This is a genomic window from uncultured Aliiroseovarius sp., assembly GCF_947497285.1.
Classification (GTDB): Bacteria; Pseudomonadota; Alphaproteobacteria; order Rhodobacterales; family Rhodobacteraceae; genus Aliiroseovarius.
The window spans coordinates 438,007-449,356 of record NZ_CANMFT010000002.1 but is presented as its reverse complement, the minus strand read 5'-3'; the positions used below and the strand labels follow the sequence as shown (position 1 = coordinate 449,356).

At 59.2% G+C, this 11,350-nt stretch carries 5 protein-coding genes; 4 read left to right on the top strand and 1 reads right to left on the bottom strand.

From position 1 onward, the window contains the following. Positions 1-517 precede the first annotated feature (517 nt). Both Q0864_RS05585 and Q0864_RS05580 read left to right on the top strand, forming a co-directional pair. The gene (locus tag Q0864_RS05585; RefSeq protein WP_298566777.1) at positions 518-880 is read left to right on the top strand and encodes a DUF1801 domain-containing protein; all 363 of its coding nucleotides are present in this window, start codon (positions 518-520) and stop codon (positions 878-880) included. Between the two features lie 38 nt (positions 881-918). Next, the gene (locus tag Q0864_RS05580) at positions 919-1,890 is read left to right on the top strand and encodes an NAD(P)-dependent alcohol dehydrogenase (protein WP_298566776.1); all 972 of its coding nucleotides are present in this window, start codon (positions 919-921) and stop codon (positions 1,888-1,890) included. A gap of 12 nt (positions 1,891-1,902) precedes the next feature. Here the strand turns inward: Q0864_RS05580 and Q0864_RS05575 are convergent, their stop codons facing one another. Next, complete coding sequence (locus Q0864_RS05575) at positions 1,903-2,856, bottom strand: NAD(P)-dependent alcohol dehydrogenase (RefSeq protein ID WP_298566775.1); 954 nt, start codon at positions 2,854-2,856, stop codon at positions 1,903-1,905. Between the two features lie 555 nt (positions 2,857-3,411). On the opposite strand from Q0864_RS05575, the gene Q0864_RS05570 reads away from it, so the two are divergent. Together Q0864_RS05570 and Q0864_RS05565 are read left to right on the top strand one after the other, a co-directional pair. After that, positions 3,412-6,966 carry a hypothetical protein gene (locus Q0864_RS05570; protein ID WP_298566774.1) on the top strand — a complete coding sequence of 1,185 codons (3,555 nt, stop codon included), beginning with the start codon at positions 3,412-3,414 and terminating at the stop codon, positions 6,964-6,966. Between the two features lie 14 nt (positions 6,967-6,980). Beyond that, positions 6,981-11,111: a hypothetical protein gene (locus Q0864_RS05565; protein ID WP_298566772.1), complete on the top strand. Its 4,131-nt coding sequence runs from the start codon at positions 6,981-6,983 to the stop codon at positions 11,109-11,111. Positions 11,112-11,350 lie beyond the last annotated feature (239 nt).

The window sequence follows — 11,350 nt, the reverse complement described above, 5'->3', positions numbered from 1 at the left end:
CCAAGATGTCCACTATCGATGGTGGACACTATCAGCACTCTCCATTAGCCGTCAGAGCAGGCAGACCGGACGGATACGATTGAAGCTATCGCGGTGCATCAAAGACATCAGCGAACTCATCTGATGTGTCCTCGACCATGCAAGTCACGACAGCATTGCAGTGGGACGTTCCAAAAAATGACAGATGTGAAACGTTGCGCCAGCTGGCGGTTTGCAAGCTTCGGTTTGGTGGTGATGGAGAACATGCACGGTCGCTTACAACAGGATCACACCAAGCGACCAATCCAGACGCGAGATGCTTTCCCGACCCCCTACCCTTACCGACGCTGGATATGATCGTCCGAAATAAGTTAAGATCTTGATGAGTGCGGCTTGCTGATCGTGATGGTCACTGACGCGATCGCACCTTTTGGCCCGAAGCTTGACGCGTTTGTGGGTGACAGCCAGCCCGCCAAGGTCGTCGCACCTCCCGCAACTCTGGGTCGACGCAAACCGAAATCGCGACATGAGGCATCTAATGGCACACAAGCACGATACCATCGACGACTATATAAGCCGTTGCAATCCAGCGGTCAGGCCGTTGCTGGAAGAGTTGAGAAGCTTTGTTCTCACGACGCTGCCAGGCGCGACGGAAGGCATGCAATACGGCGCGCCGATTTTTCGAAACGCGCACGGGGTCCCGGTGATCTATCTGTTCGGTTCGGAAACGCACGCGAATTTCGGCTTCTTGAGAAGCTCTGATTTGACCGATCCCGACGGTATTTTGAAGGGGTCTGGAACGCCTAGCAAACATATCCGCGTGCAACTGGGCAAGCCATTCGACAAGGCCTTGCTGAGCGAATTCGTCAGGCAATGCGAAACCATAAAGACAAAGAGCTGACAGCCCAATCGGCCCAACAAAAAGATGGTAGAGAAGCAATGACCGACGCAGCGACAATGAAAGCCGTCGTCTTTCACCAATACGGCCCACCGCAAAAGCTTTCCGTTGGGCAGGTGCCTGTCCCGGCCCCGGCACCGGGTGAAATCCTGGTGCGCATTCATGCGACGACCGTTAACCGCACCGACACGGCCACGCTGCGGGCCCACCCGTTCTTTGCCCGCGCCATGACGGGGCTTCTGCGCCCGAAGATGCAGACGCTCGGGATGGATTTTTCCGGGACCGTCGAGGCACTGGGCGACGGCGTGACCGCCTTTCAGCTAAGCGACCGGGTGTTTGGCATCTCGCCAGACATGTTTGGCGCGCATGCCGAATTTCTTTGCCTGCTCGCTGACGGGATGGTCGCCCACATTCCTGAAAACCTTCGGTTTGACGAGGCTGTGGTCGGTGAAGGTGCATGGTATGCCAGTTCGACAACCGGACTGCTTTGCGAGGGGCAACGGTGCCTGATCTACGGCGCGTCGGGGGCCATCGGCACCGCTGCGGTTCAGCTTGCCAAATCACGGGGCGTGGAGGTGACGGCCGTCGTCGGCCAACGGCATCTGTTGCTTGCGGAGCGGCTTGGTGCGGACAGAATTATCAACTACGAACAGGAAGATTTCACACAGATCGGCGAAACCTTCGATTTGGTTTTTGATGCCGTGGGAAAAACATCTTGGTTCGCCTGCCGCAAGTTGTTGAACAAGAACGGAATTTTCACTGCAACCGATCTTGGCCCCTATTGGTCAAATATCCTTCTGGGTCTGTGGTGCACGATCACGGGCAGCCGTCGGGTGCGCATCCCATTCCCGCAAGTTTCACCGGAATTCATCCGACACCTCGCAACTCTGATGGCAGAGGGGCGGTTCAAGGGCGTCTTTGACCGCAGCTATCCTTTGGAAGACATCGTCGAGGCTTTTCGGTATGTGGAAACGGGGCAAAAGACCGGCATTGTCGTGATCAACATTCCGTAGCGTGGGCTCGTTTCAGGGCCTGATCACCAATTTGCCTTTCACGTCGCCAAGACCGGTGCGCCGCAAAGCTTCGGGAACCGACGACAGTGGCAAGGTGGCTTCCAGATGCGGCGTTAATTTACCTTCGACGGCCATTTGCGCGACCCTTTCGGTCAGGTTCCGGCCACTGGGAACAATCAGCATCCCGATGGATTTGTTCTGAAAACGAAAGCGCAGACCACCGAACACGAGGGGCAGCAAGGCACTCACATTGCCGCCGACCGCCCGGTAGACGCCGCCGTTGGACATAGCTTGGGCGATATTGCCCGGACCGCGCGTGGCGACCATATCCAAAATGCGGTTCCATTGCTGTCCTGAACTCGCGAAATCCTGCTCGCGATAGTCAATCACCTCATCGGCCCCCAAGGATTTGAGCCACTCGATCTTGCTGGCGTTGTCCACCGCCGTGACATGCGCGCCCGCCGCTTTCGCAAGTTGCAGCGCCATGGTGCCCGATCCACCGCCGGCGCCATTTATCAAGAACGCGTCACCGGGTTTGAGCCCTTCCGTTCCCGCAACCGCGATGCCACCAGCCTGCGGTAAACACGCGGCAACCTCGTCGCAGAGCTGGTCCGGAACCTTGGCCATCTCGGCGACAGACACGCAGGCATATTGCGCGAACCCACCGCGGTGCATGACCACATCGCCCATGACCCGGTCGCCGATCTGAAAGTCAGTGACATTCGGGCCAAGCTTGTCGACGACGCCAACAATGTCAGATCCCAGGACTTGGTGCTTCGGCTTCGTCAAACCGCCCACGAGGCGCGCATACAGGGGCGATCCAATCAGATATTCCCAGTCGGAAAGGTTTACAGCGCAGGCCAAAACCTTGACCCGGATCTGTGATTTGGCAGGTTCCGGGACCGGAATATCGGCAAGTTGCAGGTGTTCCGGCCCTCCATACCTATCCTGAATGATGGCTTTCATCGGGCCTCCTTGGCATCCGCGACGTTCGGCAAATGTGCTTGCATGACCAGAGTGCACTGGTTCAAGGGCGCGTTCAATCATTCTCCATCAAGGCGAGGCTCAGGCACAAGCCGGGACGCGGTGTGCTCTGATCAACTTGCCCCCCTCCGCCTGAATTCTCGTTCCGCGCAGCCGCCGGGCACAAGGTTTGGGCGCGCGCTTTCGGCCATAAACCGCCGACAGGGTTGCGGGAAAAGTTGACCGTTCAAGGAAATGCTGCGACACTTTTAGGTAGATTAGGCAATGCGGTAGCAACCACTGACTGAGCGCGAGAAGTTCTAAGGAAGTCAGTATGGACGCCGCATGACCGAGGGTTAAACCCGGTCAGATGATGCTTTTTCAACTCGGTGAGGCGTGTTCGAAGTTTTCGCATCATTCGCGGCGGTTTCCGCGTGCTTACTGGGCCCATTTGGTTTGAGTGCGGTTTCTTTGATGTGGTCCAGCCGTTTTGAAGAATGGAACAGGCCCAAATCTGCAGTTTCTTTTCGGGCCTCGTGATAACCGGGAGGACATCTTTTGGCCCGCAATCCAGTTTCCGGAAACATCATTGATCGCCTGACGACACTTGGCGATATCAGCACCAATCTTAGTTCTCTCGCGGTCGATTTGGCCGAGCTGATCAACCCGCCGCCGGTGCACCTTTCGGCACTCAGGATCGACGACTTCCTGTCGCTGGACTTCTTTCTTTACAACATGAGGCTTTCACCGGGCGACAACCCGATGGCGGTTCGCCGCAATCAAGCGCGCCCGGCCTATTTGGTGGCGCAGTTTCAAGGCCAGGCGTTCGGCGAAAAAGCCTATACCTGGTCCGGCAATCAAGCGACATCTGAAGTGCCCGATGCCCCACCCGAAACCCTGACCAAGGCGATCTTGGCGGGCCCAAGCCGGCTGGCCTTTCGCATGCCCTTGGTGGTGACAAAGCTACCACTGACCTTCGAGGCGTTCTTGCAAGCCTGCCGGACCTGGCCAATGAGCCTCGACAACCTCGCGGCACCCTTGCCACAAGGCTTTTCCGAAGATTTGCCAATTCCGGGCTTGTTGCTGGGCATTTTCAACAGCCTTGTCCTGTCCTCGGCAACCGCCCGCTCGGTGCTCGAGGGGGCAGGATTTCGTGATATGCGGCCCGGATTTGGCGAGGCCACAGTCGGTGACCGGGCGGCGGCTGTCGAACGCGCGGCACGTCTGGCCGGGCGCGCCGTTCTTGATCGGGTCCGTCGCGACCTTGCCGCTGGCGCATTGAACGAAAAAGACCTCGCGGCCTTTGCCGACCAGCAGGTTCGCATCGCCGCGCGAACAGCACGGCTTTCGCCGTCCGACCGCCCGGCCGTCCGCGCGCTGGTAGATCTGGAAGTCGCAGAAGAGGTCGCCCGGCCAAGTTTCGGCGCGGTGCGACCGCTGGTCGTGTCCGAGCTTGCCAGGATCCCTGGTTTTCTTCAGCTGTTTCTGAGACCACACAAGCCCGCATTGACCGTAACCGCGCTTGAACTGCCCTATCGCCTGTATCAAAGCCCAATCGAGCCGTCCGGCTGGACCCATGCGTTGACCCCGGTCAAACGCGGTCCGCGAACCGAACTGTGGCACACGCGGCTGGCGACGAAGGTGAACGGCACCGCAGACGAGGCCGCACCGGATCACCCGATGCTGCGGGCGATCTGGTCGCCCGACTACCAAAAACCGAACAATCCACAACCCTTCACGATGCCCATGACCGCCGAGGACCGGAGCGATATCGTGCGCCTGACCGCGGGCTTTGACGAACAAACCATCGAAGGCGACAGCACGACGCCGACGCCCTATATCCCGAAACCGGTTACGTCATACCGCACGATGCTGACGGCGCTAGGCGCCTGGCTCGACAGCGAAGGCATTTGGTCACGAGCGCCCGAGAACCCCTTGGTCACGACAGAAGCCTGGCGTCACCTCTCTGCGATGGGCCGCGACTATTACGTGCGCATCATCAAGCGCGGCTCGCTTTACGGTTTTGGCCACGGAGCGTCGATCGTGACGGTCAGCGAACGCATGTTCGAACACATCCCCGGATCAAGCGATCGGGCGGCCTATTTGCGCAAATACGACTTTATTATCGTGCGCGAACCCGTGCGCCTGTACCCCGGTGATGGTCAATTGTTTGAAGGGCGCGATTTCCCGTTTCGCAAGGTCGAGATCCTGACCCAAGTGACCCCGCTTCTGCTGCCGCCGGGCTCGCATCCAGACCAGGTGGTCGGGGCGTTGTCCGCACAAGCCAATGGCAAGAAATTGTTCTGGCCGATGTATGATCCAGGCAACGGATCTAAGCAGCATGTGAAGTTCAAAATCCGCGCGACGGATATGTCGGGGCGCGAAGTGTCGTTCTCCATGCCCCTGATCTTTGTGCGCAGTGACATGAACAATTCGGCGATCTTGACCCAAGTTCACCCGGCCTACGGTGCCGACCCACGTGCCACGGTGCCGCTGGACGGTCAAATGGTCGAACTGGCGCCGCAGGTGGTCGGTGGTGACACAGAGGGCGACACGATCTTTCCAGTGCGTTCTATCACCTTCGGCGGCGCGGCACCCTCAAAGCCACTGCCACCAAACCGGACGCAATATTTCCCGATGGCGGCCGAACTCTCGGTGAATGCCCCGGCGCTTGACCAGCTCGCCAAGTTCGGCAAGCCGCTTTCGGTCGCGTTTGCCGACATTTACAAGTCGAGCGGGTTCGCAACGCCGCAAAACACCGGTCAGGTGTTCCTGAAAAAAATTGGCGGCGACACCGATCTCAGCTTCGGCGGTGGTGGTTCAGGGTCAGATGGTGTCGGCGGCATGGTGGCCCCGAACATGGAAATTACCGCGCTGTCGCGCAGCTTTGGCCCGGTCGGTGGTAACGACAGCGCCTTTGCCGGTGGCAGTTTCGATCCCGCCGACTTCTTTCCCTCGGCCAAACTGTTCGGAACCATTGATCTGAAGGACATCATCGCACCGGTGGCGGTGAGCCTGATTGGCGCAACGGTGCCCAAACTCAAGAAGGTCGAGTTTCCGGACCGGATTGAGGTTGGTTTCGAGTTCAAGCGCGAAGACATTTCGTCACCCCTGCCGATCCTTGTGACCGGCGCTGGTGGCGGCACCGATTTGACCATCAGCGCCAAGGCCGTGTCGCATTTCACCGTTGATGATCCAACCAACCCGGTCGGCACTTTCAACGGCGGCGCGCCTGATCCGGGCCTGAAAGACCCAGAAGTGATCGTCAACGCCGAGCTTACCAATTTCAAGCTGAACCTCTTTGGCTGCGTGATCATCTGGTTCGACAAATTACAGTTCAAGATGAAGGCGGGCGAGAAACCCGATGTCGACCCAAAACTGCATGACAGCGACCCTGTGGTCTTTGGCGGGCCCCTGGAATTTATCAACGCCTTGTCGGATGTTATTCCGTCAAACGGGTTCTCTGATCCGCCGATGATCGATGTAAGCCCATCGGGGATCGGCGTGGGCTATTCGCTTGCGATCCCGACTGTGGCGGTCGGTGTCTTCTCGCTGCAAAACATGTCGATCGGCGCGATGTTGCGGCTGCCCTTCGACGGCGATCCGGTCTCTATCCGCTTCAATTTTTCCGAACGCCAAAAGCCGTTCCTATTGACCGTCTCGCTCTATGGCGGCGGTGGCTTCTTTGCGCTTTCGCTTGACAATTCCGGGGTGCGGGAGGTCGAAGCGGCGTTCGAGTTTGGCGCCATGGCAGCGATCAACCTCGGGGTGGCGTCGGGCTCGGTCTATGTCAAGGCTGGCATCTATTACCACTGGGCAGATGATACGGTGGAGCTTGAGGGGTATCTCGAAATGGGCGGCGAGATGTCGGTGATCGGCATCATCTCTGTCTCGCTCAAATTCCACTTGTCCTTGGGGTATTACAAATCGGGCGGGAAGTCAGAAGTGAAGGGTCAGGCGACGCTGACCGTCGAGATCGAGATCCTGTTCTTCTCTGCCAGTGTGTCAGTGACCTGCGAGCGGCGCCTTGGCGGATCAGATGCAGACCCACTTTTCGTTGAATTTTATCCGGCGCAATCCGTCTGGGACGACTACGCAACCGCCTTCGCATAAACCGGGAGAGAGCTATGGCAGACAAAACCCAGCATATCATGTGGACGGCGCTTCCGAACGGCTATGAGCCGGGCAAAGGATACCGCGTATCGGTTCTGGTCACACCCGAATTGACGCGTGCGCCCGCCATCCCGGCGCGGCTTGACGAATTTCCGGATCTGATCGATTGGCCGGCGACGCTGGCCGGCATGAAGTTTTCCTTTCTCTACCACAACGCAGTGATCGAAAACCTGGCCCCTGTCAGCGCACCAAGCAGCACTGTCTGGGCAGCGGTGTTCCGGCCCGATACCTTCGTGCGCAGCCACCAGTTCGAAGACCGCCGCGGCACCGTGGTTCTGAGCTATCCGTTGAACACCGTGCACGATTTCGTGCGCGAAACCTATGCCAGCCTGGCATCGAGCGCGGGCACCGAATTGCCCGAAAGCACCGAGCATTTCAAGAACCTGCGCAAGCTTGCCGAGCCGCTTGCACACCCGGCTCAGGTCATAGAGGCGCTTCGCAATAAGGAAATTCCGCACGATACAAGCGATCCACGCACCGCGTGGGCATTGTTGCAGGCCTATCACCGTCCGCTTTCGGCAGAACAGACCGTCAATTACGTGAAAGACACATCCGGACCTGAAGAGGATCCCCGTGAGGACGCGCATTGGCGCACTCACAAGCTGATTGATCTTCCCAAGGAAGATGAGATCAAGGACCTGATCGATTTCCACCAGATTGTGGCCTCGACCAACCAGTATCACGGGTTCTTGCGTGATCTTGGGCTTGTGCTTGATTTCGTGCTGCCCGAAGACCACATGCCGGGCGGCGCGATGACCGACCGATTGCGGGTGCGCGTCAACTGGGCGCCGACACCCGAGGCGGCAAGTGGTGTCGAGACGGTGAAAGACACGCGCCCCTTCACCGTCACAAGGTTAGAGCCCGGCAAGGCGTTCCGCCCGGTCAATGCCTCTTCCGCGACGCCGATCATCGACGGCTATCTAAAGCTAGCAGACCACTACCGGCTCATTCAGGTCGATGTCGACGGCGCGGGCATCAAGACCAAGAACTTTGCGCAGTCTCTGATGACCATGCGGGGCGCGGCGAAACGCGAGCCTGATCCACGCGTCGGCGCGCCCGCGCTGCAGACCGGTGGGATCTTGCTGGCCGAACCGAAGCGCGCCGAAGGCCTGACCCAGGCCATTGACCGGTCAGGCAAGCATTTCGATGCTGAAACCGCAGGCGGCGACATCGACCTGTTCCAAGAGGATGTGATCCGCGGCTACCACCCGGAAATCTTCGACGAACATAGCGGCCAATGGCAGTCACTGTGCCGGCGCGACGGGTTGATCGACCTTGTCGACACCATGGCGGATATTTCGGTGAAAGATGAAGAAGGCGCGGTGCGGCTTGGCGTGACGCAGGCAGCCGATGGCAGCGACCCGGATGTGGTAAAGCTCTACGAAGGGCTTTTTGCGTGGAACGGCTGGAGCTTGTCGGCGCCACCACCGGGCTTAGGTATTCCCATCGATGATGATGCAAGTCAGGCCGAACCCCTGTCCAACAAAGCCCCGATGGGGATGCCATTCCAAGCCAATTTCACAGCACATCCAAGGTCCCTTCCAAGCTTGCGATATGGGCGCACCTACCGGATGCGGGTCCGGGTCAGCGATTTGGCGTTGAACGCGGCTGCCTGGACAACCTCAAAGACCGACCCCAAACAGGCGGTCAGCCAGCCGCTGACCTATCGGCGCTTTGAACCGGTGGAGCCGCCAGCTTTCGCATTGGGTCAGACCGGCGGCGTTGCTGAGAAACCTGGCGAGGGCGAGGCGATGGCACGGATCGCCATCCGCAGCTTCAATGAAATGCCCGCCGACAACACCGTTGCGATTGCGGCGACCGCGCGCCGGCAGGTCGTGGCCAACAGAACCTCGGTCAAACAGGCCGAGACGCACGGCATGTTGGACGATCCCGCCGGTCGGCTTAACCCGGCAAGCTACGGTATGCTTGCCGCGCTTGACGCGCCCTTGGATAAGGTCACGCTGAGCTTCGACGGCGTCGATCAAGACTATCCGGTCGCGGAAGACGGGTTTTCCCTGCCCTACCTTCCGGATCCTTTCGCCGAGAAGGTCGCGCTTCGGTTTCTGGGCCCTGCCGATGTCGGGGTGGGTGCGCTTGCCGATGTGGCCTACTACCCGACATCTGCCGCGACCGATTGGCCCAAGGCGGCCCCGTTTGAGATTGTCATCAAGGAAGATCCGGGCGCCCTGCCCTCCTTCAACAAGACAAAACGTATTCTGACCGTCCCGCTGGCCAAGGCCGATATCGTCCGCTTGCGGCTTTCCCATGTTCTCCCAAAAGGTGGGCTTGATCAGATGGGGATCTGGCAGTGGTTCGCGGATCGGTTTGGCTCGAACCCAGACTTGGTGGATCAGGTTCGCAAACTGGCGCTAGCAGGCGGCCATTGGATGCTGACGCCCTGGACCGAGATCGAACTTGTGCATGCGGTTCAGAAACCGTTGGTCCTGCCCGCGGTTCAAAAGCTCTTTGTGTCGCGCGGGCTTGGCCGGACCTATGCGCGGCTCAATTTCAACACGCCGGTTGACAGCCATTCGACGGACAAGCTCGACCTGTTTGGCCGGTGGAACGAGCCGACGGATCCGTTGAATAAAGACCGACCGCGCAACGTTATTCGCCGCGGCCATGCCAACGAACGAAAGCTTGACTATGCGGATGCGCCGGGCATGTCACCTCCGGGACGCAGCGACTATGTGCGCATCAAACACGAGTTTGGCGATACGAAATATCGGCGGGTCCTCTATCGGCTGGAGGCAACGAGTCGGTTCCGCGAATTCATGCCGGCGGCCGTCCGTGAACCGTTGGTTTCGGGTGAAACCAATCCGCAGATCAAAGTGATTTCCGACGAAGCCACCGGGTGGATTCCAAACAGCGCGCCGCCTCCGGCGCCAGAGGTGCTTTACGTGATCCCGACCTTCGGTTGGACCCGCCGCAAATCCGGCAAGTCGCGATCAAGCTGGCGCGACGGCGGCGGATTGCGGGTCTATCTGAACAGGCCGTGGTTCGTCAGCGGCCACAACGAAATGCTGGCGGTCGTGCTTCCGCCTGACAACGCGACCTCCGCCAAGATCGATGAAGAGCTCAAGTCCTTCGTGACGCAGTGGGGCACCGACCCGATCTGGTCAAGCACCAACATCGCCACCCCGTCGCCAGGGCTGGGCGCTTTCCCACTGGCCGTCAAACAGGGCCCGCTTGATCCTGCGCGCCTGCCCAAATTCGTGCCCGAAGAGGAAGCGGATCTGCCGGCAGGTCCATTCCAGCTTGATGGTCTCGTCAATCCAACGCGGCCCGGGGTGGGATCGGGTGGTTCATCCCCCTTGCCTACACCCATTCCGACCCGGCTGAACGTCGCGCCACATCTTGTCGGATACGACACCGATCGGAAACTGTGGTTCTGCGATATCGTGGTCGAACCGGGGCGCAGCTATTACCCGTTCATCCGGCTGGCGCTGGCGCGCTATCATCCGATCTCTGCCCCCGGCGCGCATATCTCGCCTATTGTAACGACTGAATTCGTGCAGCTTACCCCCGATCGGTTGGCCACGGTGGCACGCGGGGCCGGCAGGGTTCTGAATGTTGGGCTTTATGGCCACGCCTACACAAAGGGTCCGGCGGCAAGCGGATCCACGTCGATCGTAGCTCGCAGAAGCAATCCGGTGGTCAAGATCAGCGTCGAGTTGCTTGATGAAACGCTTGGCCCGGATTTCGGTTGGTCGGAGTTGACATCGGCTGTGGTGAAGAAAAAAAGGGCCAGCCGCAGCGCCCCGTCAGGCGACAAAACGCTGGATCGCGATGGATCACGGGGAAAGAAATCTGCAATGACCCTCGCGGCGCGTTCAGAGGAACTGCTCACAGCTCGCGATTTCACGGCTATCCTTGCGAACCCCGATTTGGTTGCGTTGTTGCGCCCGCCGGCGATCTGGGAAGGGACCGTGACGCTGCCGAAGCAAATGAAAAGAGGCTCCAAGCTGCGTCTGGCCATTCGCGAATACGAACCCCACCGCGTCGATACTGACCATGTATCGGTCCCGAAAGGCGCCCCCGATCCGCGCCTACGCCTTGTCTATGCGGAGTTCATCAAAGTTTGATCCATTAGGCGCCGGCGGTTGGGCCGCTTGGCCCCCGGTCCTATCAACATCATCGGATAGCCCACCCGTGCCACGAACGGTGCGCACTCGAACACCCCCAACCAGCGCAGAGGCCCGCGCGGTCAAAACGCGACGTCAATTTCAAATAAATGGGAAAAGCACCTTCTGGGTTAATTGAATAACCCTCACTCTCCTTATATGTGTAGGGTGATTGAAAATGAGCTTTCGCGGTTGTGCAA

What these genes read in the sequence shown, in the direction of transcription:
- Q0864_RS05575 (WP_298566775.1), bottom strand. Translation starts at nt 2,856, where the DNA reads ATGAAAGCCATCATTCAGGATAGGTATGGAGGGCCGGAACACCTGCAA.
- Q0864_RS05565 (WP_298566772.1), top strand. Translation starts at nt 6,981, where the DNA reads ATGGCAGACAAAACCCAGCATATCATGTGGACGGCGCTTCCGAACGGC.
- Q0864_RS05585 (WP_298566777.1), top strand. Translation starts at nt 518, where the DNA reads ATGGCACACAAGCACGATACCATCGACGACTATATAAGCCGTTGCAAT.
- Q0864_RS05580 (WP_298566776.1), top strand. Translation starts at nt 919, where the DNA reads ATGACCGACGCAGCGACAATGAAAGCCGTCGTCTTTCACCAATACGGC.